Source organism: Elusimicrobiota bacterium, from assembly GCA_016706425.1.
Taxonomy (GTDB): domain Bacteria; phylum Elusimicrobiota; class Elusimicrobia; order FEN-1173; family FEN-1173; genus JADJJR01.
Window position 1 is genome coordinate 664,489 of the sequence record JADJJR010000001.1, and the last position, 26,440, is coordinate 690,928.

Genomic DNA, 26,440 nt, shown 5'->3' on the forward strand with positions numbered 1-26,440 from the left:
TTATTGGGCGCCGTAAACCGCCGCGAAGGATTTCGCGAACTCCTCGATGGAGGTCGGCGTGGTCGTCTCCACCGAGCGGGGCTGTGTGGGCTTGAGGGCTCCCTCGTTGAAGGCTTTGTACATCTCGTTGAAGAGCGCGGCCACGTCGGGGGAGAGGCCCATGTTCACCATGGCGTTGAAGGCGTCCGGGTAGGGAAATTGCACGTAGGGCAGGTCGGGCTTGCCGATGGCGGCGCCAAGCGCGCGGGTGACCTCGGCCAGGGAGAGGTCCCGGGGACCGTGCAGTTCCAGCACCTCCCGCTCGCGGAAATCCCCCGCGGCCAAGGCCCGGGCGGCCCTTTGGGCGATGTCCCGGGTGGCGATCATGGGGATCTTGATGTTCGGGGCGATGGGGCTGCCGTTGATCCCCTGGGCCTTGATGAGCCCCAGGCCGAAGAAGGCGTTTTCCATGAAGTAGCCGGGGCGGAGGTGCAGGCGATCGACGCTTTCCAGGGCGTCCAATCGTTTTTCGTGGTCGTAAAGGCCCTTGATGGGTCCGGTGCCGTCGGGCAGGTGGGCGCCCAGGCTCGAGAGGTTGACCACTTTTTTGACCCCGGCGGCGCGCACGCCGTCGACATAGGCGCGGCTGACTTGGTTGTAATAGGCGCGAAAGTCCGGCGCGTTGTAGCGCGGGGGGATCAACAAAAAGACCGCGGACGCGCCCCGAAAGGCCTCCGCGATCGCCGCCCCGTCCGTGAGGTCCACGACGCGGGTTTCCGCGCCTTTTTGCGCCAGGGGCGCAAGCTTTTTGGCATCGCGGGCGAGCGCCCGCACTTTCTGACCTTGCTTTAAAAGTTCCTCCACCAACGCGTGCCCGATTTGGCCTGTGGCCGCTGTGACGACGATCATGGGAAACCTCCGAGACATTGGGAATCCGGCGGGGAGGGCCGGTGGCGCGTCCCCGCGCGTACTTTCGCCCAAAAGCGAAAGGACCCCAAACCGCGCGGAGGCTTATTATATGGAACGTCGGTGAGTTGGAAAAGTTCCCTAAACGGAGGCGTGCACTTCGACGCGGTTGCGGCCGAGGTCCTTGGCGCGGTAGAGGGCGCGGTCGGCGAAGGTCAACAGGTGCTCCAGATTTTCTCCCGCCACCGATCGGCTCGCGATGCCGAAGCTGGCGGTGACGGTCAGGGAGCGGCCCTCGGCCTCGATGGGGGTCGCGGCCACGGCGTGGCGCAGGCGCTCGACCACCTCGCGGGCCGCTTCGGGGAGGTGTCGGGCAGAAGAACGGCGAATTCCTCGCCGCCGTAGCGACCCACCACGTCGGTCAAACGCAGGCCGTTTTTGAGACGTCGGGCGACCTCTTTCAACACGATGTCCCCGACCCCGTGGCCGTGGGTGTCGTTCACTTTCTTGAAATGGTCGATGTCGGCCATGACCACGGCCACGCCCCCGGGGCCGGGCCCGCGGCGGCGGGCGTTTTCCCGTTCCGCCAGAAAGAAGAACTGCCGCCGGTTGAAAAGGCCCGTCAATTCGTCCGTGATGGCCAAAGCCTGGACTTCTTCCAAGAGTCCCACCGATTCAAGGGCCGCTCGCGCTTGTGAAGCACAGGTTGCCGCCAAGTCCCGTTGGGCGACGCTGAAACGGCGCAACCCCCGCTTGGCCAACCACAAAACGCCCTGCACCCCTTTTTTTGACATCAGCGGCACAGCCAATACGGCGTGGGACCGCAGGCTCTCGGGGTCGGCGGGTTTCCTTCGCGAGGGATCCCAGGCGAAGGGCCGCCCCACGGCCAGGGCGGCCGCGACCGAAGACAGACCCACCGCCTCGTGGATGCCGTTTCTTCGGGACAGGGCGCCTTGCCCGTCCACCCACATCCCGCCGGTGGTCGGCCCCATCCACTGGATGGACCATTGGGCGCTTTCTGTCATGAGCGCCGTGAAACGGCCGAAGGTCATCCCAACGCCCTGGGGGGTCCTTTGTCCAAACATGGCGGCGCTGTACACGCGCATGTGCTGCAAGCGGGTGAATGATCGGATCCGGTTGGCTAGGAGGAGGAGCGCGACCGTGGCGGTGGCGATGAGGATGAAGATGTCGTCCACCAACAACTCGAAAGGCGTCTTTTGTCCGATCACCAGCCACCACGCGAGAATCAAGGCCGCGCCGGTCCCCGCGAACCAACGAAAGGACAACATCACCGTGGCGGTGCCGATGATCGTCAATCCGAGCCAAATCGTGAACAGCTGCGCGCTGGCCAATTCCGTTTCAGTGCCCAAGAGGAAGGCGGAGACAAGGATGTCCGTTCCCGTCAATAAGGCGAGTGTGGCACTGAGCGATTCGGGTGGGAGTCGCCCGAGTCGTTCGGGGCGGGCGAAAAATCCAAATAAGGCGAAAAAAACAATCAGCGCGGGGTCAATAAAGAGCATTTCCCGAAGCAAGGGACCTAAGTAATAAGGGATGTTTAAAATAAATTGGACCGTGAACAAAGCCGACAAACACAGTGCTCCGCGACGGGCGTCCGCCACCACCGTGGCCCGGCGGGACTTCCGGTAAATCGACAATCGGTCAATGGGGGCGTCACCGCGGGGGATCATGGGGCATGAACTTCGACGCGGTTGCGGCCGAGGTCTTTGGCGCGGTAGAGGGCGCGGTCGGCGAAGGTCAACAGGTGCTCCAGATTTTCTCCCGCCACCGATCGGCTCGCGATGCCGAAGCTGGCGGTGACGGTCAGGGAGCGGCCCTCGGCCTCGATGGGGGTCGCGGCCACGGCGTGGCGCAGGCGCTCGACCACCTCGCGGGCCGCTTCGGGGGAGGTGTCGGGCAGAAGAACGGCGAATTCCTCGCCGCCGTAGCGACCCACCACGTCGGTCAAACGCAGGCCGTTTTTGAGACGTCGGGCGACCTCTTTCAACACGATGTCCCCGACCCCGTGGCCGTGGGTGTCGTTCACTTTCTTGAAATGGTCGATGTCGGCCATGACCACGGCCACGCCCCCGGGGCCGGGCCCGCGGCGGCGGGCGTTTTCCCGTTCCGCCAGAAAGAAGAACTGCCGCCGGTTGAAAAGGCCCGTCAATTCGTCCGTGATGGCCAGGGACTTGACCTCGTCCAGCAGGGCCACGGCGTTCAACGCCGCCCGGGCCTGGGTGGCGCAAATTTCCGCCAAATCCCATTGCGCCACCGTGTGTTGCCGAAATCCGTGCCGCGCCAGCCAAAGGACGGCCCGCGCGCCTTGGGCGCCCATCAACGGGACGCCCAGCACCCCGCGGGCTTGACGGGGGCCCGTGTCGAACAAACGTCGGTGAACGGGGTCCCAAACAAAAGGCCTCGCCGTTTCGGTCGCGCCGGGGGGGAGGGCGCGCGCGGCGCCGTCCAGGCCGGGGAGCGCCGCCAGACCGCCGGGCCCTTCCGTCCAACATTTTCCCTCCAAGGGGGGAAACCACTCCACCGCCCATCGGGGACTGTCGGTCAACAAGGCGGTGAATCGGCCGAAAGCCATCGCCACGCCCAGCGGGGTCCGCTGCCCAAGCAAGGCGGCGCTGTAGGCGCGCATGCGTTGCAGGCGGGCAAACCCCCGCGCCCGGTTGGCGAGCAAGACCAGGGCGACGGCCCCGGCGGCGATGAGGATAAAAGCTTCGTCCGGAATGTTTTCGAGGGGGGCCCGGCGGCCGACCAACACCCCCCAAACGGCCCCCAACGCGAGGACCGTCCCCGCGAACCACCGCAGGGACAACATCACCGTGGCGGTGCCGATGATGGTCAGGCCCAGGTACGCCGTGTACAGGACATCCGCTCCGACGAAAAAAGCCGCCGTGAGAATGTTGGCGCCGGTCAATAAACCCAAGGCGGCGCCCAGCGCGTCCCCGGGGATCCGACCCAAACGACCCGGTTGCGCGAAAGCCCCCACGGCCGCGAAGAAAACGATCAAGGCGGCGTCAAAAATCAACATCGGGGTTCGCGCGGGCGGTTGAAAATCAAACGCGTTGAAAACGAAAAAACCGCCAAAAAGGAAGGTCAGACACCAAGCCATCCGCCGGCCGTCTTCGATCACCGCGGCGTGGCGGGATTTCTCATAGACGGCGAAGGCGTCGGGCAGGGGGTCAATCCGGGGATTCATGGGCGTGCACTTCGACGCGGTTGCGGCCGAGGTCCTTGGCGCGGTAGAGGGCGCGGTCGGCGAAGGTCAACAGGTGCTCCAGATTTTCTCCCGCCACCGATCGGCTCGCGATGCCGAAGCTGGCGGTGACGGTCAGGAGCGGCCCTCGGCCTCGATGGGGGTCGCGGCCACGGCGTGGCGCAGGCGCTCGACCACCTCGCGGGCCGCTTCGGGGGGAGGTGTCGGGCAGAAGAACGGCGAATTCCTCGCCGCCGTAGCGACCCACCACGTCGGTCAAACGCAGGCCGTTTTTGAGACGTCGGGCGACCTCTTTCAACACGATGTCCCCGACCCCGTGGCCGTGGGTGTCGTTCACTTTCTTGAAATGGTCGATGTCGGCCATGACCACGGCCACGCCCCCGGGGCCGGGCCCGCGGCGGCGGGCGTTTTCCCGTTCCGCCAGAAAGAAGAACTGCCGCCGGTTGAAAAGGCCCGTCAATTCGTCCGTGGTCGCCATTTGTTGGACTTCCCCCAGCAGGGCGACCGCTTCAAAGGCCGCGCGCGCCTGGGCGACGCAGGTTTCCGCCATGTCGCGTTCCGTCACGCCGAAACCGCGGTGGCCCCTTTTGGCGAGCCACAAGACCCCCAACACCGACCCCTTGGACAGGAGGGGAAGGGCCAGCGCGCCCGGCGCCCCCGCCGTAAAGCGTCGCCAACCTCCGTCAGGAATTTCCGCGGGGGGGAAACCCCAAAAAAAGGGTCGTCCCGCGGCGAGCGCGGCGTCAAAGCCGGGCGCGCGTTCCGTGTGGGCCCGCCGCAGGGCGTCGTTGCGGGACAGCGCGCCTTTTCCGTCGACCCAGGCGAGCGGGGCCCCCTCCGCCACCCATTGAACGGACCACGCCGCCGCCCCGGTGAGCGGGCCGGCCGTGCGCCCGAGGGCGAGGGCGACATCGTTCGCCGATCGTTGGCGCAACAGCAACGCCGCGAAGGAGCGGATGCGCTGCAAACGGGTGAAAGATAGGATGCGGTTGAACAGCAAAACATAGGCGATGCCGATCACGGTGGCGAACACGAAGGCGTCATCGAGCCAGCCGTCCCCCGAAGGAAACCAAAGGACAACCCCCAGCCAGGCGCCCCCGAGGACCAGCGTGGCGATCGTCATCCAGAAGGCGGAGAGGAGAACGGCGGCGATGCCGATCAACGTCAGGCCCAAGTAGGCCGTGAACAGCAGATCGGACTTTAAGAGCGTCGCGGCCGTGAGGATGTTGAGCCCGGCCAGCGTCCCGAGCAGGGCGCCCCAGGCGTTGGCGCGCGAGCGGATGATGCGTCCCGCCCCGGCGGCCGCCCCCACAAAACCGTAAAAAACGATCAGCGCTCCGTCGAAGGCGAGCATCCCCCCCCGGTGCGCGGGCGGAAAGGTCAGCGCGTCGAAGGTGAAAAGTCCGACGTAAAGCGCCGCCAGGCAAAAAGCCATCTTGCGCACGTCTTCCAGCACCGCCCCCTGGAGGGACCGGTGGTAGGCCACGGCGTGGTCGTCCCACGACAGCAAGGATCGTTTCTTCATCGGTGGGGCGCGCGCGGCGCCCCTTTAAGAATGGGCCGGAAAAGAGCCGAACTCAATGGTTTTCTTAGAGGTAAAAATCCGCGGGGGCGAAGGCGTTGGGGATGTGTTCGCAGGCGCCGTTTCGCACCGCGACGACGTCGAAACGGAGCGGCCGTCCGATCCGGTTGTTGTCCTTGAGGTACGCCAAGGCGGCCTGGGCGACGCGGCGCTGTTTGGCGGGGGTGACGGTTGCGGCGGCCGCGCCGAAACGGTCCGACGATCGTTCGCGCACTTCCACGAAGACCAACGTGCCGCGGTCCTCCATCACCAAATCCACCTCGCCGGCGCGGGTGGCGGCGTTGGCCGCGCGAAAAACGAAACCGCGGGATTCGAGGAAGGAGCGGGCGAGCGTTTCGGCCCGTCGGCCCTGGGCCTGCCGGGGGGAGAGGAGACCTTTAAACGGGTTCAGCAATCCGGTCGAACAGCCCGGGGGACAGGCACTCCCGCACGGGCGCGTAGCTTTTGCGATGGATGGGCGAGGGTCCGAACCGACGAAGGGCTTCGGCGTGTTCCGCCGTGCCGTAGCCTTTGTTGGCGGCGAAATCGTAATGGGGGTATTCCCGGTGGGCGCGGGCCATCCAGCGGTCGCGCGTGACCTTGGCGAGCACGCTCGCGGCGGCCACGCTGGCGCTTTTCCCGTCGCCGCCGATCACGGCCTCCTGGAGCCGCGCCGGCAGCTGAGGCACTTTTTTGTTGCCGTCGATTAAAATCAGGGAGGGCTCCACGCCGAGCGCGCGCACCGCCTGCGCCATGGCCAGAAACGTGGCCTGGAGGATGTTCCGTTCATCGATGATCTCGGGGGGACCAACTGCACCGCGTGGAACAAGGCGTCGCCGCGGATGCGGTCGAAGAGGGACTCGCGGGTTTTTTCGGAAAGTTTCTTGCTGTCGTTCAATTCCGGCCAACGGGTTTCGGGCCGCAAAATGACCGCCGCGGCCGCCACGGGTCCGGCCCAGGGGCCGCGGCCCGCCTCGTCGACGCCCGCCAAAACAAAAAAGCCTTTTTCGCGCCAGGCGTGATCGAAGGCGTAGAGGGCTTCCCGCATGGCAAAAGCCTATGAATTATCCCCCGGGAAAGCAAACGCCCGACGCCGGTTTTCGGCGTCGGGCGTCGGTTCGGGAAACGGTTATTTCGCGGCGACGGCTTCGGGCGCGGGGGCGGCCTTGGCGGTCGGCGTGTTGAGGCTTTCGTCTTCGATGCGGGCGGCCTTGCCGGAGAGGTCGCGCAGGTAATACAACCGCGCGCGCCGCACCTTGCCGGAGCGCAACACCTTGATGCTCGATAGGCGCGGGGTGTGGAGGGGGAACGTCCTCTCGATGCCGATGCCGAAGGAGATTTTGCGCACCGTGAAGGTGGCGCCGATGCCGTGCCCGCGTTTGCGGATCACGACGCCTTCGAAGGCCTGCACGCGCTTCGATTCGCCCTCGATGATTTCCACGTCGAGGCGCACCACATCGCCCACGCGGAAGTCGGTGACTTTTTTCAGGAAAGACGATTCAACTTTTTCGAGAATGGAGTTCATAACACGCACCTTGTTTTTTATTTCATCAAATCCGGACGCTTGTTCTTCGTCGCGCGTTGCGACGCGTCGTGCCGCCAGCGCGCGATGGCCTTGTGGTCGCCGCCCAAAAGGACGTCGGGGGTTTTGCGTCCCCGCCAGACCGCCGGCCGCGTGAAGTGCGGGCAATCCAGCCGCCCCGCCCACCCGGCCGCGAAGGAGTCCTGCTCGAGGGACGCCGCTTCCTTCACCACCCCCGGCACCTGCCGGGCCACGGCGTCCACCACCACCAGGGCCGGAATCTCGCCGCCGGTCAAAACCACGTCGCCGACCGAAATCTCCCGGTCCACCCAATCCAAAATCCGTTCGTCCACGCCTTCGTAATGCCCGCAGAGGAGCACCAGGCGTTTCTTCGTCGCCAGTTCGTTGGCGAGGACCTGCGTCAATCGTTCGCCCTGGGGCGACAGGTAGATCACCAGGGGGCGCTGGGGGCTTTTCTTGGCGCCGAGGCCCCGCCGGGGCGATCCGGCCCCCACCGTTTTCAGGGCCCGAAAAATAGGTTCCGCCTTCATCACCATGCCGGGTCCGCCGCCGTAGGGGCGGTCGTCCGCGGTGCGGTGCTTGTCGTCGGCGTGGTCGCGGATGTCGGTGACCCGCCAGTCCACGAGGCCTTTGGCCCGGGCTTTTCCGATAAGGCTTTCGGCGAGGACCCCCTCGAACATCCGGGGGAACAGCGTTAAAAGATCAAAAAAAAGCGGCTTACTCTTCACGCAGGCGGATGTCGATGCGTTCCCCTTCGTTGGCGAAGACGACGCTGGTCAAGATCCGCAGGGAATCGATGGTTTTGCCCCGGCGGCCGATCACTTTGCCGCGGTCGGCCGGGTCGACGTTCAGCTCGACGGTCCGTTCGGTGTCGATCCAACGGGCCTCGACGCGTTCCGGTTTGTCCACCAATTGCTTGACGATGGACATCACCAGTTCGACCGGCGAGGCCATGACGAAAAGTTAGTTGGCGGCCGGCTTCAACGCGCCCGCCGTTTTCAGGACGGTGCGCAGGGTGTCGGACGTCTGGGCGCCCTTGGACAACCAGAAGTTGAGGCGCTCGGTGTTGACGGTGACTTTGTTGGTCTTTTCCTTCGGGTGATAGTGACCCAAAATCTCGAGACCGGCGGCGTCGCGGGCCTTTCGGCTGTCGATGGCGACAATGCGGAAATGAGGCGTCTTCGGGCGCCCCACCCGCTGCATGCGTAAGCGAACCATGGGAATATTCCTCTCAGTTAAATTCGGGGTATTCTACTTCAGGACGGAAGGGCCTGTCAAGCCAAATCCCTCAAAAAATCGTAAATTTACCCGGGCAATTCAGTTGCGCGCGAGGACCGAGATGAAAAAGACAAGCCTTTTTACAAAGCAAAAAAGTGAGGGCGTAGCTGGGACTACGCAGGAATTTTTTTGCGAAGAAAAAAGAGTTGGATTTTTCATCGAATCCCGCGGGCAACTGAATTGCCCGGGTTAACGCCTTCATGGACGCCCAACTCAAAGACAGCGTGCGGGTTTTGACCACCGGGCTCGGCCGGGTGATTCGCGAACAGCAGGGCGACCTCTTTTTTAGCAAACTGGAGAGGTTGCGCCAACTGGCCAAGGCCGCCCGGGTCCGGCCGGGGGCCGTCGCCCGCCGGAACCTGCGCCGGTGGGTCGACACCCTCACCCCCCGGGAGGCCGAAACCCTGGCCCGGGCGTTCACCTTGTATTTCCAGCTCGTCAATTTGGCGGAGGAACAGCACCGCCTTGAGCGCCTGCGCGCCCGGGAACGGGAGGGCCAGGCGCCGCCCCTCTCCGTGGAAAGGGCCCTGGGGGATCTCCGCCGGGCCGGCGTCTCGCCCGCGCGCCTCGCCCGGGCCGTCGGGGAGCTTCGCCTCGAGCCCGTTTTCACGGCGCACCCCACCGAAGCCAAACGCCGCGTCGTCCTCCGCCACCTGCTGCGCCTCGGGTCGTTGTGGGAGCAGTGCCGCCGGGCCGATTTAACCCCCGCCGAGGCCCGCCGGGCCGAGGACAACGTGTTGGAGGCCCTGGAGGCCCTTTGGCAGACCCGGCAGGTGCGCGAACGGCGCGTGACGGTCGAGGACGAGGTGCGGAACGTGCTTTTCTTTTTGGCGGGCACGGTGCCCCAGGCCGTCGCCGAGTTTTCTTCCCATGTGGCCGCCGCCTTGGAACGCCACGCCCCGGGGGCGGTCCCGCCGGCCGGCCTTTTGACCTTCGGCACCTGGGTCGGGGGCGACCGGGACGGCAACCCCGCCGTGACGCCGGAGTCCTCGCGCTGGGCGCTGGCCGAACAACGGCGGACGGTGATCGAATTTTATTTGAAGGCCGTGGACGGCTTGCAATGGCACCTGACCGGTTCCAGCACGGCCGCCCCCGTGGATCCGGCGGTCAAGCGGTCCCTCGACAAAGACCGCCGCGAACTGCCCGAACTGGCCGAGCGGATGCGCTCCTGGGAGGAAGGCGAATATTACCGCGCCAAGCTGTGGGCGATTGAGGCCCGTCTCCGTCGTTCTCTGGGGGGAACCCCGGGGGGGTATGCCGACGGGGCCGCCTTCGCCGATGAGTTGGCCCGCCTGCGGGCGAGCCTCGCCGGGCGACGGGGGACCCGCATGGCCCGGGGCGGGCTCGTGACGTTGGAGCGCCAGGCCCGGGTGTTCGGGTTCCATTTGGCGCGCATGGATTTCCGCCAGCACAGCGGCCGCGTGCGGGCCGCCGCCGAGGCCATCCTCGGTCGGGCGCCGACGGCCGCCGAATGGCCGGAGGTGTTGAAAGCCGGCGGGCCCCGGGCCATCCCCCGGTCCGCCGCCGATTACCTCGCCCTGCGCGAGATGGAAACCCTCGCCGCTCTCCAGGGCGAGTTCGGCGCCGCCGCGGCCGACCACTACATCATTTCCATGACCCACGCGGCGGAAGACCTGTGGGCCGCGCTCTTCCTCGCCCGCCGGGCGGGTCTGGTGGAGGTTCGCCGCGGCCGTTGGCGGTCGACGGTGGACTTTGTTCCGCTTTTTGAAACCATCGAAGACCTGGCCCACGCGCCCGCGCTCATGGGCGCCCTCTGGCGGCACCCTGTTTACCGGCAGATTCTGGCCTCCCGGAGGGGCGTCCAGGAAATCATGCTCGGCTACTCGGATTCGAACAAGGACGCCGGTTACGTGGCCGCCAATTTCCAGCTGTACCGGTCTCAGCGGGCCCTGGTCCGGGCCGCCGAATCGGCGGGGGTGCGCCTGCGGTTTTTCCACGGCAAGGGCGGCACCATCGACCGGGGCGGCGGGCCCGCCCACCGGGCCATCCTGGCCGCGCCCGAATCGGTGCCCGGCGGCGCCCTGCGCATCACCGAACAGGGCGAGGTGATCGCCTACAAATACGGCCGACCGGCGATTGCCCGTCGGAACTTTGAGCAAATGGCGAGCGCGGTGTTGACCGCGCGGTTGGCACCCCCGGGCGCGGACCTGCCGGAGGACCGCCGCGCGGCCTACGAGGCCGCCCTGGCCGAAATCGCCGTGGCCTCGGCCCGCCAGTACCGGGCCCTGGTGCGCGACACGCCGGGTTTCGTCGATTATTTCAACCAGGCCACGCCCATCGACCTGATCGAGAAAATCGAGATCGCCAGCCGTCCGGTGTTCCGGCGGACCAAGCCCAAGGCCGAAGGCACCCCTCTTTCCGAGATGCGGGCCATCCCCTGGGTGTTCGCCTGGACGCAGTCGCGCCATTTGCTCCCGGCCTGGTACGGGGCGGGCGCGGGGCTTGACGGTTATTTGAAGGGCCGGGGCGCGGCGGGGAAGGCGCTCTTGGTCGAGATGTACGCCCGCTGGCCCTATTTTGCGGCCTTGGTCGACAATTTGGAAATGTCCCTGGCCAAGGCCGACCTGGGCGTGGCCGAAACCAGCGCCGCCCTGGTCAAGGACCCGGTTTTGCGTCGGACGATGTGGGGGCTCATCAAAGGGGAATACCAGCGCACGGTCGCCGCTCTCCGGACCATCACGGGCCACGCGGCGCCCCTGGAAAAGGCCCCCGTGCTGCGGGAATCCATCGCGCTCCGCAACCCCTACGTGGACTCTTTGAGCGCCCTGCAAAACCGGTTCCTGAAGGTCTGGCGGGACGAAACCCGCCCCGCCCGCGACCGCGAGGCCGCCCTGGCCGTGCTGTTGGTCACCCTCAACGGCATCGCGGCCGGGATGAAAAGCACAGGTTAATAAGCCTTTTCTACATCCCCATCTCAAATTATATTGACAATAGTCAATACTTAATTTATAATGGTTTTGGGGACGACGAGGAGGCTCTATGAATACACTTTTGGCCGGGGATCGCGTGCCGGCGGCGGAAGCCCGCCGGCGGATCAACATGATCGTTCTTGAAATCGACGCCAAAGGGACGGATCTGGCCCGGGGCCTCAATATCAACGACGCCCAACTCAACCGCATGCGCCACAAAAAGACGGGATTTTACCGACAGGAAACCCTTCGCCCCATCAACCGGCTTCAGGAAATCTTGGACCTGGCCGAAAAGATTTTGACCCGCCCGGGGCTCCGCAAATGGTTCATGACCCCGACCCCGAAACTGAACGATTTGCCGCCTTTGATGTGCCTTCGGACCGACAAGGAGGCGGAGAAAGTGAAATCCCTCCTGATGGCCCTGGGGCACGGTTTTCCTGCGTGAATCTGGCCGCCGTCCAAACCCTTCTTCCCGGTGTCGCGTGCCCCCACAAAGCCTACTATCGCGTGGTGAGCAAGGGGTTCGCCTCCGGCATTGACGACATCGGGCCTTCGTTCCTCGTTGGTTGGCGGTACAATCCGAAGCACGAGTTCGGTGTCCTGTATCTGTCGGTCAGCCCGGAGTGTTGCGCCCTGGAGCGGGGGCGGCAGTTCGGCGGGGGGGCCGAAGTGTTTCGACCCTTCGTGACGGGGCGGTTCAAGGTCGACGTTCGACGCTGTTTGGACGTGACCCACAAGGACGTCCTGCGGGCGCTCGAAATCAATCGGGAGGACCTGCTGGCGGGCGACGATTACTCTTTGCCCCAATCCATCGCCCGGGAAGCCCGCCGGGTGGGGTTTGAGGCCGTTATTGCCCCTTCCGCCGCCAGCGACCGCTGCCAAAATTTGGTTGTTTTCAAGGACAAATTGACCCCGCCTTCTTATTGCCTTCTTGACACGCTGGTTGATTGAAAGGGTTTTTCCACCACCAAGTCCTCTGACCGACACAGGTCGTTTGACGGGTTTCCCCCGGTTTTGGTAAACTGACCCGGGTCCGCAAACCGTTGGGACCCCACCCTCCGCCCCCTCCGGGCGGCTAAATAAGCTAGGTAAACCCCGCGTGAAAGCAGAGACCGCCGTGGCAGACGCACCTTGTCCGACGCTTTTCTCGCCCGAACCCTCGGTTCGGTTGGTCAACACGTTTCAAAACCCCTACGACAACGCCGTCGCCACGGCCCGCACCTGTTATTCGCCCACGGTGGTCACCGCCGCCGACGTGGCCCGGGACGAGAAATCCCGCGCCCAGCGCGACGCCATCGCCGCCAGCGTCTACAAGGCCGGCCACCACACCACCCTGCAGCACGCCCATTTCCAATTCGTCCTGGAAAACGTGTCCCGGCAGTTCATCTGGTCCTTTTTGCACAGCCACCCCTATTACAATTCCGAACAGGTCAGCCAGCGTTACGTGACGGTGTCGCCGGAGCGGGTCGCGGTGCCGCCCCTGCCCGAGGCCGCCCGGACGCTCTACTCCGAAACCGCGGCCGCCCTCATGGGCGCCTATCAAAAGTTGACGGAATGGCTCACCCCCACGGTGCAAAAGGAGTACGGCCGACTCTTCCCCCTGCGAAAGCCGACGGAAAAACCTTGGGCCCGTAGCGTCCAACGCAAGGCCCAGGAAATCGCCCGCTACGTCCTGCCCGTGGCCACCCACGCCCACCTTTACCACACCATCAGCGGGCTCACGCTCCACCGTTACCACCGGCTCTGCGAAAGTTTCGACACCCCCTGGGAGCAAAGGGCCGTCGTCAAAAAAATGATCGAGGCCGTGCGCGCCATTGACCCCTTGTTTGTCGAGCGCATGGAGGACCCCCTGCCTCTGGATAAAACCCCCGAGTTCCAGGCCCACCGGGAATTCCACGGCCAAAGCACGAAGCCGTCCCGCGAATTTATTCAAGAATTTGACCACCGCCTGGCCGGCCACGTCTCGAAGCTCGTGGACCACAAGGCCCACGGCGAGGCCGTGCTGGCCCAGTCGGTGCGCACGGTCCTGGGCGTTCCCAAGAGCGCCCTCTCGGACGACGACGCCATCGACCGGGTGCTCAACCCCGCCCGAAACCCTTATTTGAGCGAAGCGCTCAACCTCACCGCCCACGCCAAGTTGACGCGGACGTTGAGCCACATGCATTTCACCTTCGCCAAAAAAATCTCCCACACGGCCGACAGCCAGGACCAACGCCACCGCACCACCCCGGGCTCGCGGCCCATCCTCTCGGGACATTTCGTGCCGGACAGGCCGGACGTGATCACCCCCGGGTTGATCGAAATGACCCCGACCGCCCTGGAACTTTACGAGGAGACCGTCGAGGGCCTGTGGGGGCGCATCACCCGCCTTTTGAACATGGGCGTCGCCGAGGAGTTCGCCCTTTACCTTTTGCCCAACGCCGTGGCCGTCCGCTTCGAGGAATCGGGGGACCTGCTCAACCTTCACCACAAGTGGACGAAGCGCCTCTGCTACACGGCGCAAGAAGAGATTTGGCGCGCCTCCAAAGAGGAAGTGGAGCAGATCGCCCGGGTCGCCCCCCGGGTGGCCCGTTATTTGGGCGCGCCGTGCACCTTGCGGGCCGCCGCGGGCGCGCGGCCCTTCTGCCCCGAGGGCGACCGTTTTTGCGGCGTACTGGTTTGGAAAAAATCCATCGAGGAATACCAAAGGACCCTTTAACCTCATGTCGACATTAATCGTGGTGGGCGCCCAATGGGGCGACGAAGGCAAAGGCAAAATCGTGCACCTGCTCGGCAAAAAAGCCGACGTCATCGTGCGTTACCAAGGCGGCAACAACGCGGGCCACACCGTCGTCTTCGACGGAAAAAAGTTCGTTTTGCACCAAATCCCCTCGGGCATCCTCCAGCCGGGGCGGCGCTGCGTCATCGCCAACGGCGTCGTGATGGACCCCTGGGCCCTGCGGGAGGAAGTGCGTTTCCTCGAGGGGCAAAAGATCAAGGTGAGGGGCCGGTTGTTCATCAGCGCCTGGGCCCATCTCATTTTGCCCTATCACCGGTATTTGGACGCGCTCCGCGAGTCGGGCCAAGGCAAGATCGGCACCACCAAGCGCGGCATCGGCCCCGCCTATTCCGACAAGGTCGGCCGCGTGGGCATCCGCCTGGCGGACTACATGGAGCCCGACACCTTCAAGGAACTCGTCGAGCAAAACCTCCAGGCCAAGGCGCCGCTCTTGACGAGCCTGGTGTCCTTGGACGAACTGCGTCGGGAAACCTTCAAGGACTACGACGCCCTGCGGGCCTTCTTCGCCGAGTACGTGGCCGAAACCCCCACGCTCCTGGCCGACGCCCTGGCCAAAAAGAAGAACCTCCTCTTCGAAGGCGCCCAGGGCACCATGCTGGACGTGGACTTCGGCACTTACCCCTTCGTCACCTCCTCCAACCCCATCGCGGGCGCGGCCTGCGTCGGGTCGGGCGTGGGGCCGGCGGTCATCGACGAGGTGTTGGGCGTCGTCAAGGCCTACACCACGCGCGTGGGCGACGGGCCGTTCCCCACGGAACTGAAAGACGCCTTCGGCGACCAACTGCGCGAGCGCGGCCAGGAGTTCGGCGCCACCACGGGCCGTCCGCGCCGCTGCGGCTGGTTCGACGCGGTGGTCGTGCGCCACGCCGTGCGCATCAACGGCCTGACGCGCCTGGCGCTCACCAAGCTCGACGTGCTGGAGGGGGTCGATCCCATCCGCGTCTGCGTGGCCTACAAGGTCGACGGGAAAACCGTGAAGGATTTCCCCGCCGGCCGCCGGGCCCAGGCCACCGCCGAGCCCGTCTACAAAAACATCCCGGGGTTTTCGGAACCCGTCAAGGGCATCACCGACTACAAAAAACTGCCCAAGGCGGCGCAAAACTACGTGGCGTTCCTCGCCAAGGAAGTCGGCGTGCCCATGGCGCTCATCTCCATGGGCCGCAGCCGCGACGAGACCATCCTCGTCGACAAAAAGTTCCGGTGGATCCCGTGAAGGCCGTCCTCGCCCTCGAAACCGGCCGGGTGTTCGAAGGCCAGGCCTTCGGCGCCCCGGGGGAAACGACCGGGGAAGTCGTCTTTTGCACGGCCCTTTCCGGGTATCAGGAAATCATGACCGACCCGTCCTACCAACGGCAAATCGTCGTCATGACCTACCCGCACATCGGCAACTACGGCACCGTCGCCGATTTCGACGAATCGAAAAAGCCCCACGTGGCCGGCTACGTCGCCCGGGAATTCAGCCCCCTGGCCAGTCATTGGAAACCCGTCGCGACCATCGACGCCTACATGAAGAAAACCGGCGTGGTCGGCATCGAGGGCATCGACACCCGGGCGCTGGTGCGCCACCTGCGGGACGTCGGCGTCTGCCGCGGCGTGATTTCGAGCGAGAACGTGAAGCCCAAGGTTTTGGTGGAAAAAGCCAAAAAGTCGCCTTCGATGGCGGGCGCGGACCTGGTGAAGGAAGTGACCTGCGAAACCCCCTATGCCTGGAAAACGACCGACAAGGCCGCCCCGGCCCGACGCGTGGCGCTCATGGATTTCGGCGTCAAGTACAACATCATGAATTCCCTCGCGGCCCACGGTTGCGACGTGACGGTCTTCCCGGCCAAGACGTCCTTCGCCGAGCTCCTGGCCTTCAAACCCGACGGGATCATGTTGTCCAACGGCCCCGGCGACCCGGCCGCCGTCACCTACGCCATCGAGACCGTGCGCCGCGTGGCCGCCCACAACGGCGGCGCGTCGAAGCCCATCCCTCTTTTCGGCATCTGTCTCGGCCACCAAATCCTGGGCCTGGCCCTGGGCGGCAAAACCTACAAGCTCAAGTTCGGCCACCGGGGGGCCAACCACCCGGTCAAGGACCTCACCACCGGCAAAGTCGAAGTGACGACGCAAAACCACGGCTTCGCCGTGGACATCGAATCCTTGGCCGGCAAGGCGGTCGAGCCCACCCACGTCAATTTGAACGACAACACCCTGGAAGGACTGCGGCACAAACACCTGCCGATGTTCTCGGTGCAGTACCACCCCGAGGCCTGCCCGGGCCCCCACGACGCCCGTTATCTTTTTGCGCGGTTCGTGGATCTCATGAAGGGGGCATCCGCGTCGTGAAAAAAGCGCTGGCGGTGTTGTTGATGATGGCGGCGGGCGGCCTACGCGCGGCGGTCACCACCGAACAGGTGACCACGGTCTCGGCGGTATCGTCCACCACGTTCATGGGCACGAACGTCGCCCTCGATAGCCTCAACACCGTTCACGTGACTTATTACGATCCGGCGAGCCAGCGGCTGCGTTACACCAAACTGGTGAACGGGCAAACCACCTGGTCGGCGCCGATCAACGTCATCGACCAAACCGTGTCGCCCCGGAGCGACATGAAGTTGAGCGGCAACACCCCCCACGTGGTTTTCTATGAAATCGACGCCACGGGGTCCCGGGCCGGGGTCAAACACACCCAACTGAACGGGTCGACGTTTCAGTCGCCCACCACCATCCAAAGCTTTGTCTCCACGATCACCTATGTGTCCCTGGCCGTCGCCTCCAACGGTCAACCCCGCGTGGCCTTCAACAACACCGTCAGCTCGGCCACGGTCTACGCCGCCTACAGCGGCACGGTCTGGAGCACCCACACGGTGCACATCAGTTCTTACCCCACGGCGGTGGCGTTGGATTTGGCCTCCGACGACACCCCCCGGCTGGCCTTCCTGACGGGGGGGGACTCCCTGGGCCTGCCCGATGACCGATTGGGGTATTTCGCTGTCGGTGGCTCCACGCCGACGGTGAAGGGGTGGTGGCCCGTGGACTGGGCGACCGCCCCGCCGTCGGGCTTGGCTTTGGCGGTGGACGACAACAACCAATCGCACATTTTCGACAGCTACACGTCGGGCGGTTCCCCGTGGATCGAGTATTACCTCGCCTCGAGCACCGGCGGGTTTTTGAATTACGAACCGGTCGGCGGCGGAAGCGAATTTCTGGACGCCGCGGTGAACAGTCTGGAACGTCCCACGGTGGTTTATTTGTCCACCGCACCGGGGTTTTCAAGGGCGGCGTGGAACGGCACGGGGTGGGAATATTCGGTTCTGGACGGCTCCGCCGCCGTGGCGGGGGTCGGCCCCAGCGTGGTTTACAACCGGTTCGATCATTTCCTGGCCACCTATTACACCACCGCCCCCGCGGCGGCGGTTCATCTCCAAACCGACGCGAACCGAGGCTTGACCCTGGGCGGCACGGTCCAGGATTTCGCCGCGGCGGCCATCCCCGGCGCGGTCGTCCAATTGGCGGGGAGCATTGCCACCGGCAACCTCCCGGCGGGAACGGGTTCCTACTCCCAATTGAACCTGTGGGAGGGGGGCTACACCGTGACGCCCTCCGCGGCCGGGTACGCCTATGTCCCCGCGAGTCAATCCTTTGCCTCGTTTCAGGCCACCAACACCACCGTGAATTTCGTGGGCGGGCCCGTGAACATTGACGTGGCCGACAATTTGTTTGATCCGTCCAAGGGCGAGATCATGACGGTGAATTATTCCGTCCTGCCCGGGGCGGTGTTGGTACGGGTTTACACCCTACGGGGCGTGCCGGTCAAAACCCTGGTGGACGGTTCCCACGCCGCCGGCGCCTTCAGCACGACCTGGGACGGCCGCAACGACGCCGGGGAAATCGTCGCGAGCGGAATCTATTTGATCCGGATCGAAGCGGACCGGCTGAACAAAATTTTGAAAGCGGCGGTGGTTAAATGAAACGCGCGCGTCGAGCCGGGATTCTCTTGATCGCCGGGGCGATCCCCTGGGCCCTCCGGGCCGTGGACTCGCGCACCGGCGGTTTGACCCTGTTGGAGACCGCCGACGCCCGCGCCACCGCCCTGGGCGAAGCCGCGACCGCCCTGACGGGGGATTTGAGCGGGGTGGCCTACAACCCGGCCGCCCTGACGACGATGGAATTTTCCCAGTTCTTGTCCCAATTTGAAACCTCCCCCGGCGAGGTGCGCACGGGGCTCCTGGCCGGCGGGTGGACCAATCAGCGGGTGGGTCTGGCCGCGTCGGTCGCCTACCTCGACGCCGGCACCATCGACATCGTGCCCACTCTGGGGCCGTCGGTCACCCGCCGCGCCCAGCAGGATTTCGTGGGGTCCCTGTCGGCGGGCGCGGCCCTGGCCGAGGGGTTCCGCGTGGGTGTCACGGGAAAATTCCTGACCTCCCGCCTGGCGGAGGAAGCTTCGGCCACCGCGGTGGCCGGCGACGCGGGTCTCTTGATCAATTTGTTTACCCCCGGCCTGCGGCTGGGCGCCTCGGCGCAGAACGTCGGATCGGGCGTGACCTACCGTTCCGTGGAAGACCCTCTGCCCACTTTCTACCGCGTGGGCCTGTCTTTCGAAGCGCGGTCGCCCGAGGAGGAGGCGTCCACTTTCGGCCTCGGCGGGCCTTGGTACATGCAGATGGGGCAGGGGCGTTCCCGTTTTTGGGGCGGCGCCGACGCCGTCGTCGACCGCTGGGGCAACGTGGTCGGCGCGTTCGGTTTTGAGTGGGAGCTCGCCCGGCGCGCCGCGCTGCGGGTCGGCGGTCGCGTCGGGGGCGAAGACCCGGGCGTCACCGGCGGGGTGGGGGTTTGGCTGCAACGCTGGCGGGTGGACTATTCCATTCAATTGGTGGACGAGTTGACGGACCGCCACCGCTTCACGCTGTCCTATTTTTGGCGAACCGACGGAGAGTAAACTTTTATGCCGAAGCGCACCGACATTGAAACCATCCTGATCATCGGGTCCGGGCCCATCGTCATCGGCCAAGCCTGCGAGTTCGATTATTCCGGGGCCCAGGCCGTGAAGGCGCTCAAGAAGGAGGGCTACCGCGTCGTCTTGATCAATTCCAACCCCGCGACGATCATGACCGACCCGGAGTTCGCCCACGCGACCTACGTGGAACCGCTGATTCCCTCCATGATCGAACGGATTTTGGAAAAGGAAAAACCCCAGGTCATTTTGCCCACCTTGGGCGGCCAAACGGCCCTCAACCTCGCCGTGGAGTTGCACGAGCGCGGCAGCCTTCAAAAATACGGCGTGGAACTGATCGGCGCCAAGATCGACGCCATCAAGAAGGCCGAAGACCGTGAGTTGTTTAAAAAAACCATGCTCGGAATCGGCCTCGACGTGCCCAAGAGCGGCGTCGCCCGTAACCTCGAACAGGCCCAGCGCATCGCCGAAGAGATCGGATTCCCGCTCATCATCCGCGCCTCCTTCACTCTCGGCGGCGTCGGATCGGCCATCGTTTACACCAAAGAAGAATTCATGGGCGCGGTCGTGCGCGGGTTGGACGCCAGCCCCATCCACGAGATTTTGCTCGAGCAGTCCGTCATCGGCTGGAAGGAATTCGAACTCGAGGTCATGCGCGACCGGGCGGACCAGTGCGTCGTGATCTGCTCCATCGAGAACCTGGACCCCATGGGCGTGCACACGGGCGACTCCATCACCGTGGCTCCCGCGCAAACCCTTTCCGACCCGGAATACCAGATTTTGCGCGACCAGGCCTTCGCTTGCATCCGCGCCATCGGGGTCGAAACCGGCGGGTCGAACGTGCAATTCGCCGTCGATCCCCGGAGCGGCCGCACGACCGTCATCGAGATGAACCCCCGCGTGTCCCGCTCGTCGGCCCTGGCGTCCAAAGCCACGGGCTTCCCGATCGCCAAAATGGCGGCGCTCCTGGCCGTGGGCTACCGGTTGGACGAGATCGCCAACGACATCACCAAAAAGACCCCGGCCTGTTTCGAGCCCGTGATCGACTATGTCGTGACCAAGGTGCCCCGCTTCGCCTTTGAAAAGTTCACCGAGGCCGACCAGACGCTCACCACCAGCATGAAGTCCGTGGGCGAGGTCATGGCCATCGGGCGCACGTTCCGCGAGTCCCTGCAGAAGGCCCTGCGGGGGCTGGAGATCGGCCGGGCCGGCCTCGGGGCCGACGGCAAGTCCATCGTGCCCAAGGTGGACGACCTCGTGAAGCGCGGCGACGCCGCCTCCGCCGAACGGGCCAAGCTGTTGGAGGACGTGGAACAAAAACTGCGCGTGCCCAACTGCGACCGCATTTTTTACGTGAAGTACGCCCTGCAGTTGGGCTTGTCGGTCGAGGACATCCACCGCCTGTCGGCCATCGACCCGTGGTTCCTCCACCAAATGGCCATGATTTGGGAACTGGAAAAGGAGGTTCGCGCGGCGGGCAAAAAGATCTCCGTCGACCTCCTGCGGCGGGCCAAGCGCGACGGGTTTTCCGACGTGCAGATCGCCTACCTCACGGGGCTCTCGGCCGAAACCGTCGCCAAAAAACGGAAAAAGGACATCCCCGTCACCTTCAAAAAAGTCGACACCTGCGCCGCCGAGTTCCCCGCGGACACGCCCTATTTCTATTCGACCTACGAAACCGAAGACGAGTCCCTGCCCCTGTCCAAAAGCGACCGCATCATCGTGCTGGGGGGCGGTCCCAACCGCATCGGTCAAGGCATCGAGTTCGACTACTGTTGCGTGCACGCGGCCTGGGCCATCAAGGAGTGCGGGGCCGAAGCCATCATGGTCAACTGCAACCCGGAGACCGTGTCGACCGACTACGACACGTCCGATCAGCTTTTCTTTGAGCCGCTGACCCTGGAAGACGTGGTGAACGTCGTCGAACGCACCAAGGCCAAAGGGGTCATCCCCCAATTCGGCGGGCAGACGCCGCTCAACCTGGCGAAGCCGCTGTTGAAGGCCGGGGTCAAGATCTTGGGCACCTCGGCGGATTCCATCGACATCGCCGAGGACCGGGAGCGGTTCGGCGAGCTTTTGAAAAAATTGAAGATCCCGCACCCGGCCCACGGCACGGCCCGCAATTTGAAGGAGGCCGAGGCCGCCGCGGCGCGGGTCGGGTATCCCGTCATGGTGCGTCCCTCCTACGTCCTGGGCGGCCGGGCCATGGAAGTGGTCTACGACAAAGAGCAATTGGCCGATTACATGAAGCGCGCGTTGGAATCCGGCGCCGGCCTGCCCATCCTGCTCGACCGCTTTTTGGAGGACGCCAAGGAAGTCGACGTCGACGCCGTCTGCGATGGAAAAGACGTTTACATCGCCGGCATCATGGAGCACATTGAAGAGGCCGGCATCCATTCGGGCGATTCGGCCTGCGTGCTGCCCCCCTACAGCCTCGAGCCCAAGGTCCTGGCCGACCTGGAGCGCCACACCCGCGCCATGGCCCTGGCCCTCAAGGTCAAAGGGCTCATCAACATCCAGTACGCCGTGCAAAACGGCACGGTGTACGTTCTCGAAGCGAACCCCCGCGCCAGCCGCACGGTGCCCTTCGTCTCGAAGGCCACGGGCGTGCCCCTGGCCAAGGTCGCCGCGAAAGTCATGGTGGGGAAATCGTTAAAAGAAGCCCTCGCCCCCTACGCCGCCGTCATGGCCCTTAAAAAACCCTGGTATTCCGTGAAAGAAGTGGTGTTCCCTTGGATGCGTTTCCCCCAGGTGGACGTGGTGTTGGGCCCCGAGATGCGATCCACCGGCGAAGTCATGGGGATCGATGAAAACTACGGCCTGGCTTTCGCCAAAGCCCAGGCCGCGGCGGGCAGCGCCCTGCCCAAGGCGGGGAAAATCCTCTTCAGTCTCCGGGAACGGGACCGCAAGCAGGCGGTTCCCATCGCCCAGGCGTTCCTGGAGATGGGGTACGGCCTCATGGCGACCGAAGGCACCTACCTTTATTTGAAGGAAAAAGGCCTCGCCATCGAGCCGGTCAAGAAAATCGCCGAAGGGCGCCCCAACGTTCTCGACGTCATCAAGAACCGCGAGGTGGTCATGGTGATCAACACGCCGCACGGCCGTCGCGCCCGGTCCGACGGCTTCCACATCCGGCGGACGGCCCTGGTTTCCGGAGTTCCGATCTTCACCACCTACGCCGCCGCGCGCGCGGTGGCCGACGGCCTTAAAATGTCCCGCTCCACCCGCTGGCAGGCGCGGCCCCTGCAATCGCTGTACGCCGCCGCCCTGCCCGCCGCCGCGAAGGTGCCGGCCCACGTCTAGCGGTCTTTCCCGCGCGGCCGACTGGGACGCCCGTTACGGGGGCGCCCCCCATGTCTACGGCACCGAAGCCAACGATTTCCTGAAAGCCTGGGCGCACCGCTTGCCGCCCCGGGGGCGGGTTCTGTCCCTCGCCGAAGGCGAGGGGCGCAACGCCGTTTATTTGGCTGGCCTCGGCCACGCGGTCACCGCCGTCGACCAATCGGCCGTGGGTCTGGAAAAAGCCCGTCGACTCGCCGCCGCGCGGGGCGTGACCCTGGAAACCGTCGTGGCGGATTTAACGGATTACGTCGTCGCGCCGGAAAGCTGGGACGGGGTCGTCTCCATTTTTTGCCACCTTCCCGCGGCGGTGCGACGGCGTTTGCACGCCGGTGTCGTTGCCGGGCTTCGGCCGGGCGGTGTGCTGTTGTTGGAGGCCTATCGCCCGGCCCAACTCCAATACAAAACCGGCGGCCCGCCCACCGCCGATCTATTGCCCACCCTGGACGAATTGAAAATTGACCTGGCCGCTCTTGAATTAATCCACGCCGTCGAAACGGAGCGTGACGTCGTGGAGGGAACCCTCCACACCGGGCGGGCCGCGGTGGTCCAGGTGGTCGCCCGCGGGCCGGCCCCACCGCCGACGTCATGAACACGAGCTCCGGCCGTTTCGGGCCCCGCGCCGAAGTCACCGTCCTGGCGGTTGTTGAAGTCGTTCTGACGGCCTTGGCCGTCGGCGCGACCGTTCTTCTCGACCGCGTTTTCCCCTTAGAGCCCTTCGCCTTTGTCCTGGTGGCCTACGGCGTTTTTGCCGGGGGCACGATGGTGGTGTTGCGGATTGTGCGGGGGATTGTCCCTTTGGTTCCGGGCGTGTACAGCCCGGAGGAGAACCCCCGCGTGCTTTTCGCCTGGCGCGTGTTCAACTACCTCGCCATGAACAACTTATTCTTCCATTACCAAAACGGCCTACTGCCCGCCCACCTGCGGAAATTTTTCAGCCGCTGGCTGGGCATGAACGCCGGCGGAGGCATCATCTCCATCGCCGGCGTGGTCGTCGACCCCTACCTCATCACGCTGGAGGCGGACACCATGGTGGGGCAAGACGCCTCCCTCTTGCCGTCCCTGTACGAAAACGGCCGGCTCACCCTGGGAACCGTCGTTGTTCGTCGGGGCGCGGTGATCGGCGCGCGAAGCGTGGTGTTGCCGGGGGTTTCCATCGGCCGGGGAGCCATGGTCAAGGCCATGTCGGTCGTGGCCGAAAACACGGTCATCGGCGATGGGGAAGTGTGGGGCGGCGTGCCCGCCCGGAAAATGGGCCAAATCCCCGTGGGCGGCGAAAACCGTTTTTCCACCTGGCGCGATCTCTTGGTCTCGGGAACGGTTGAAACCGCCATTTTAACCGCCGCGGGGATCGGGGCCTGGGCGGCGCTTCGTCGATGGTCGCTCGGGTTCTTCGAGGTCGCCCTGGTGTTTTACGTCGCTCAAACCGCCGTCGCGTTGGGGGCCGAGTGGATCATTCGGCGGGTGTGGCCCTTTCGCGAAGGGGTGTACAACCGCGCCGAGCATCCCTGGGCCTGCCTGCGCTGGAACCTGTTCGCCTTCATCGGGATCACAAATTTGTTTTCGCTTTACCAGCGGGATTTAATCCCCCCGGTTCTTCGGTTCGTCCTGCATCGCCTTATGGGGGCGCGGATTCGTCGGGGGCGCGGGCATCTTTCGGCCATCGGGATCGTGCTCGATCCGTTTTTTGTGACCATGGACAATGTCGCCTCCACGGGCTACGACGCCCTGCTGCTGCCCCACGCTCTGGCGGTGACGGAGCTCCATCTGCGGGCGATTCGCGTGGGGGAAAACGCCATCGTGGGCGAACGCGCGGTCCTCATGCCGGGGGTGGAGGTCGGCGCCGGGGCGGAGATCTTGCCCATGACGCTGGTCACGGCGGGCACCCGCGTGCCGCCCGGGACCCGGTGGGGCGGCGTGCCGGCGCGGAACCTCGGCCCGGCGACGGACCCGGGCGGGTTTGTGGCGGGCCGCCCGTTGCTGCGTTCGGCGGACATTTTTTTGACGGTCCTGGCCGAAGCCTTGATTTTTTCGCTCGCCTCCCTGGGCGTTTGGGTCCTCAGCCGTTTGGTTTCTTTGGACTTGTTTTTGGGAATGGTCTCGTTTTACGGCTTTATGGTGGGATCCACCTTGGCCGTTTTGGCGGGACTCCGCCGCCTCTGGCCCCTGCCCGAAGGGGAATACTATCAGGAAAAGGACGGCCGGGTGTTATTGGTTTGGAAACTCCACGCCTTCCTGTGCATCACCAATTTATTTTTGCACTACCAAAACGGGCTGGTGCCGCCGGAGTTTCGACGGCTGTTCCTGCGACTGCTGGGCTTGACGACCGAGCGGGGGCGGGTGCGGTCCCTGCCGTGCTCGTTGGTGGCGGATCCCTACATGGTCACCTTGGAGCGGGACGCGTCGCTCGGGCACGACGTGCTTTTGTTGCCCGGGCATCTCACGGGCGGGCGCTTGCAGTTGCGGCGGATCCGCGTGGGGCGCGGCGCCTCGATCGGTGCCCGGGCGATGCTCTTGCCCGGCGTCACCCTCGGTGAGGGCGCGCGCGTGGAGCCCTTGTCGTTGGTCGAGGCCGGAACGACGATCGGTCCCGGCGAGCGTTGGGGCGGGGTGCCCGCCCGACGGCTCGACTAGTTCGCGGGCGCGGGCGCCGCTTCGGGGGCCTTTTCCGTCGCCGTCGCGGGGGGAGCCGGGGTCGGCGCGGGCGCGGGCTTCGCGCCGACGCGCTCCTGGGCCTCCGTCCGGCCCGACCCGAACCGCAGGGCCAGGGACACGATGTGGGCCGAATGCTTCAAGCTTCCCGCGAAATCGCCTTCCTCATCCGAGAAAAACGCGTAATCCAATTTCAAGACCGGGATGTCGATCCCCAGCCCCGCCGTGGCGTACCCTTGGTTGGCCCCGGCGCGGAAGCGCAGGAACCACCAGCGGTATTCCGCGCCCAGGTGGATGTGCTTGCCCGCGCTGTCGGCGATCAACCCCCCGTCGAGCAGGACCTTGCTGTCTTCGTTGAGGACGTCCCGCACGTCCGCCGCGAGGGTCAACCGGTCGCCCGTGGGCAGGCCGAGGGGCCCGAGGCCCAGGCGCGCGGGGGTCCAGGCGACGCCCACGTTCAGACGCTGGGGAATACCCGCCGTTCGGGCGGGGCGGGCGTCGAACCCGTCCTCCGCGGCCAACGCGTCGAATTTCAGTTGCGTGCCGCCGAAATCCATCCACGTCGCGGCGATGTTGAGCCGCGCGGTCGGTTGATACAAGGCGCCGAAGTCGATGCCGTGCCCTTTGCCTCGTTGCAGCGGGGGGGCGTCGTAGCTGTCCAATTGAATGAAGGACACGCGGGTGTCGCTGGCCTGGGCGCGGTTGAGGTATTTGAGCGTGGCCCCGACGCCCAGGTGCCCCGGGAGAATCGGAAGCGAATCGAAATGCTTGGCCAAGCTCACCATGGGCGCCGCGTCAATATTGATGTCGTAGTACAGGGAGGGGGTGAGCACGTCGTAGACAAAGCCGACGCGGCCGCTGGCCTGACCGAAGAGGCCGGCGCCCCAGAAAAACCCACCGACCACGGGCCCCGAAAGGTAGCTCAGGTTCGGCGCGCCGAAGCCGAAGGTGGGGCGCAGGGTCACGAGATCGCGGTTGATCTGGTTGATGAGCGCGGCCTGGCGGGCGGGAAGGAGGGTGTCGAAGTTTTTAAGGTCGTCTTCGTTGTCGTTGATGAAGTCGATGATCTTCGTCACGTCGTTGCCCACGGTGACGGGGATGTCGAGCAGGGTGAACGCCGATCCGGTGCGCTGCACGAGGCCCGCCGGGTTGTAGAAAAATATGTTTTGGTCGTCGGCCATGGCCGTGAAGGCGTCGCCCATGCCGAGGGCACGTGCCCCGCGGACCGCCATGGGGCGTTCCGTGGCCGCCAACGTTCCGGCCAGGGTCAGGGCGGTTATCGCAAGGAAAAGTCTTTTCATGGAAGGT

At 65.1% G+C, this 26,440-nt stretch carries 22 protein-coding genes and 1 pseudogene; 11 read left to right on the forward strand and 12 right to left on the reverse strand.

The window, feature by feature from the left end; all coding sequences use genetic code 11:
- The 11 genes and pseudogenes from IPI56_02735 to rpsP all read right to left on the reverse strand — a co-directional run bounded on the left by IPI56_02735 (position 1) and on the right by rpsP (position 8,433).
- On the reverse strand, positions 1-888 hold the full coding sequence (locus tag IPI56_02735; GenBank protein ID MBK7544659.1) for an NAD(P)H-binding protein: 888 nt from the start codon (positions 886-888) through the stop codon (positions 1-3).
- Between the two features lie 138 nt (positions 889-1,026).
- On the reverse strand, positions 1,027-1,206 hold the full coding sequence (locus IPI56_02740; protein MBK7544660.1) for a diguanylate cyclase: 180 nt from the start codon (positions 1,204-1,206) through the stop codon (positions 1,027-1,029).
- A complete protein-coding gene (locus tag IPI56_02745; protein MBK7544661.1) occupies positions 1,167-2,573 on the reverse strand; it encodes a diguanylate cyclase in 1,407 nt (468 codons plus the stop codon). Before IPI56_02745 ends, IPI56_02740 begins: the two co-directional genes overlap by 40 nt.
- Positions 2,570-4,093: a GGDEF domain-containing protein gene (locus IPI56_02750; GenBank protein MBK7544662.1), complete on the reverse strand. Its 1,524-nt coding sequence runs from the start codon at positions 4,091-4,093 to the stop codon at positions 2,570-2,572. The genes IPI56_02745 and IPI56_02750 overlap by 4 nt, the downstream gene beginning before the upstream one ends.
- The gene (locus IPI56_02755; protein MBK7544663.1) at positions 4,077-5,636 is read right to left on the reverse strand and encodes a diguanylate cyclase; all 1,560 of its coding nucleotides are present in this window, start codon (positions 5,634-5,636) and stop codon (positions 4,077-4,079) included. The genes IPI56_02750 and IPI56_02755 overlap by 17 nt, the downstream gene beginning before the upstream one ends.
- A gap of 64 nt (positions 5,637-5,700) precedes the next feature.
- Complete coding sequence (locus IPI56_02760; GenBank protein MBK7544664.1) at positions 5,701-6,084, reverse strand: YraN family protein; 384 nt, start codon at positions 6,082-6,084, stop codon at positions 5,701-5,703.
- Positions 6,071-6,720, reverse strand: a pseudogene (locus IPI56_02765) (ribonuclease HII). The gene IPI56_02760 and the pseudogene IPI56_02765 overlap by 14 nt, the downstream one beginning before the upstream one ends.
- An 81-nt stretch (positions 6,721-6,801) precedes the next feature.
- Positions 6,802-7,197 (reverse strand): 50S ribosomal protein L19, encoded by a 396-nt coding sequence (gene rplS, locus IPI56_02770; protein MBK7544665.1) that lies wholly within the window; start codon positions 7,195-7,197, stop codon positions 6,802-6,804.
- 17 nt (positions 7,198-7,214) lie between these two features.
- The gene (trmD, locus tag IPI56_02775) at positions 7,215-7,895 is read right to left on the reverse strand and encodes a tRNA (guanosine(37)-N1)-methyltransferase TrmD (GenBank protein MBK7544666.1); all 681 of its coding nucleotides are present in this window, start codon (positions 7,893-7,895) and stop codon (positions 7,215-7,217) included.
- 37 nt (positions 7,896-7,932) lie between these two features.
- Positions 7,933-8,169 (reverse strand): KH domain-containing protein, encoded by a 237-nt coding sequence (locus IPI56_02780; protein MBK7544667.1) that lies wholly within the window; start codon positions 8,167-8,169, stop codon positions 7,933-7,935.
- Between the two features lie 9 nt (positions 8,170-8,178).
- The gene (gene rpsP, locus IPI56_02785) at positions 8,179-8,433 is read right to left on the reverse strand and encodes a 30S ribosomal protein S16 (protein MBK7544668.1); all 255 of its coding nucleotides are present in this window, start codon (positions 8,431-8,433) and stop codon (positions 8,179-8,181) included.
- Between the two features lie 260 nt (positions 8,434-8,693).
- On the opposite strand from rpsP, the gene IPI56_02790 reads away from it, so the two are divergent.
- The 11 genes from IPI56_02790 (at position 8,694) to IPI56_02840 (ending at position 25,114) form a co-directional block, all read left to right on the forward strand.
- Positions 8,694-11,405 carry a phosphoenolpyruvate carboxylase gene (locus IPI56_02790; protein MBK7544669.1) on the forward strand — a complete coding sequence of 904 codons (2,712 nt, stop codon included), beginning with the start codon at positions 8,694-8,696 and terminating at the stop codon, positions 11,403-11,405.
- An 88-nt stretch (positions 11,406-11,493) separates the two neighbouring features.
- A complete protein-coding gene (locus IPI56_02795; GenBank protein MBK7544670.1) occupies positions 11,494-11,868 on the forward strand; it encodes a DUF2384 domain-containing protein in 375 nt (124 codons plus the stop codon).
- Positions 11,865-12,374 (forward strand): RES family NAD+ phosphorylase, encoded by a 510-nt coding sequence (locus tag IPI56_02800; GenBank protein MBK7544671.1) that lies wholly within the window; start codon positions 11,865-11,867, stop codon positions 12,372-12,374. The genes IPI56_02795 and IPI56_02800 overlap by 4 nt, the downstream gene beginning before the upstream one ends.
- A 166-nt stretch (positions 12,375-12,540) precedes the next feature.
- Positions 12,541-14,121 (forward strand): FAD-dependent thymidylate synthase, encoded by a 1,581-nt coding sequence (locus IPI56_02805; protein MBK7544672.1) that lies wholly within the window; start codon positions 12,541-12,543, stop codon positions 14,119-14,121.
- A 4-nt stretch (positions 14,122-14,125) separates the two neighbouring features.
- Entirely contained in the window at positions 14,126-15,415 is a 1,290-nt protein-coding gene (locus IPI56_02810) for an adenylosuccinate synthase (protein MBK7544673.1), read from the forward strand.
- Positions 15,412-16,530 (forward strand): glutamine-hydrolyzing carbamoyl-phosphate synthase small subunit, encoded by a 1,119-nt coding sequence (gene carA, locus IPI56_02815; GenBank protein ID MBK7544674.1) that lies wholly within the window; start codon positions 15,412-15,414, stop codon positions 16,528-16,530. Before IPI56_02810 ends, carA begins: the two co-directional genes overlap by 4 nt.
- Complete coding sequence (locus IPI56_02820) at positions 16,527-18,155, forward strand: hypothetical protein (GenBank protein MBK7544675.1); 1,629 nt, start codon at positions 16,527-16,529, stop codon at positions 18,153-18,155. Before carA ends, IPI56_02820 begins: the two co-directional genes overlap by 4 nt.
- Positions 18,152-19,126, forward strand: coding sequence for a PorV/PorQ family protein (locus IPI56_02825; protein ID MBK7544676.1), 975 nt, complete (start codon positions 18,152-18,154; stop codon positions 19,124-19,126). Before IPI56_02820 ends, IPI56_02825 begins: the two co-directional genes overlap by 4 nt.
- A 6-nt stretch (positions 19,127-19,132) precedes the next feature.
- Positions 19,133-22,444 (forward strand): carbamoyl-phosphate synthase large subunit, encoded by a 3,312-nt coding sequence (carB, locus tag IPI56_02830; GenBank protein ID MBK7544677.1) that lies wholly within the window; start codon positions 19,133-19,135, stop codon positions 22,442-22,444.
- Between the two features lie 79 nt (positions 22,445-22,523).
- Positions 22,524-23,072, forward strand: coding sequence for a class I SAM-dependent methyltransferase (locus IPI56_02835; GenBank protein MBK7544678.1), 549 nt, complete (start codon positions 22,524-22,526; stop codon positions 23,070-23,072).
- On the forward strand, positions 23,069-25,114 hold the full coding sequence (locus tag IPI56_02840; GenBank protein ID MBK7544679.1) for a hypothetical protein: 2,046 nt from the start codon (positions 23,069-23,071) through the stop codon (positions 25,112-25,114). The genes IPI56_02835 and IPI56_02840 overlap by 4 nt, the downstream gene beginning before the upstream one ends.
- Here IPI56_02840 and IPI56_02845 read toward each other — a convergent pair.
- Positions 25,111-26,433, reverse strand: coding sequence for a hypothetical protein (locus IPI56_02845; protein ID MBK7544680.1), 1,323 nt, complete (start codon positions 26,431-26,433; stop codon positions 25,111-25,113). The two genes, IPI56_02840 and IPI56_02845, sit on opposite strands and share 4 nt — an antisense overlap.
- Between the last annotated feature and the right edge of the window lie 7 nt (positions 26,434-26,440).

What these genes read in the sequence shown, in the direction of transcription:
- IPI56_02735 (MBK7544659.1), bottom strand. Translation starts at nt 888, where the DNA reads ATGATCGTCGTCACAGCGGCCACAGGCCAAATCGGGCACGCGTTGGTG.
- IPI56_02745 (MBK7544661.1), bottom strand. Translation starts at nt 2,573, where the DNA reads ATGATCCCCCGCGGTGACGCCCCCATTGACCGATTGTCGATTTACCGG.
- IPI56_02750 (MBK7544662.1), bottom strand. Translation starts at nt 4,093, where the DNA reads ATGAATCCCCGGATTGACCCCCTGCCCGACGCCTTCGCCGTCTATGAG.
- IPI56_02755 (MBK7544663.1), bottom strand. Translation starts at nt 5,636, where the DNA reads ATGAAGAAACGATCCTTGCTGTCGTGGGACGACCACGCCGTGGCCTAC.
- rplS (MBK7544665.1), bottom strand. Translation starts at nt 7,197, where the DNA reads ATGAACTCCATTCTCGAAAAAGTTGAATCGTCTTTCCTGAAAAAAGTC.
- trmD (MBK7544666.1), bottom strand. Translation starts at nt 7,895, where the DNA reads ATGTTCGAGGGGGTCCTCGCCGAAAGCCTTATCGGAAAAGCCCGGGCC.
- IPI56_02780 (MBK7544667.1), bottom strand. Translation starts at nt 8,169, where the DNA reads ATGGCCTCGCCGGTCGAACTGGTGATGTCCATCGTCAAGCAATTGGTG.
- rpsP (MBK7544668.1), bottom strand. Translation starts at nt 8,433, where the DNA reads ATGGTTCGCTTACGCATGCAGCGGGTGGGGCGCCCGAAGACGCCTCAT.
- IPI56_02790 (MBK7544669.1), top strand. Translation starts at nt 8,694, where the DNA reads ATGGACGCCCAACTCAAAGACAGCGTGCGGGTTTTGACCACCGGGCTC.
- IPI56_02795 (MBK7544670.1), top strand. Translation starts at nt 11,494, where the DNA reads ATGAATACACTTTTGGCCGGGGATCGCGTGCCGGCGGCGGAAGCCCGC.
- IPI56_02810 (MBK7544673.1), top strand. Translation starts at nt 14,126, where the DNA reads ATGTCGACATTAATCGTGGTGGGCGCCCAATGGGGCGACGAAGGCAAA.
- IPI56_02825 (MBK7544676.1), top strand. Translation starts at nt 18,152, where the DNA reads ATGAAACGCGCGCGTCGAGCCGGGATTCTCTTGATCGCCGGGGCGATC.
- carB (MBK7544677.1), top strand. Translation starts at nt 19,133, where the DNA reads ATGCCGAAGCGCACCGACATTGAAACCATCCTGATCATCGGGTCCGGG.
- IPI56_02840 (MBK7544679.1), top strand. Translation starts at nt 23,069, where the DNA reads ATGAACACGAGCTCCGGCCGTTTCGGGCCCCGCGCCGAAGTCACCGTC.
- IPI56_02845 (MBK7544680.1), bottom strand. Translation starts at nt 26,433, where the DNA reads ATGAAAAGACTTTTCCTTGCGATAACCGCCCTGACCCTGGCCGGAACG.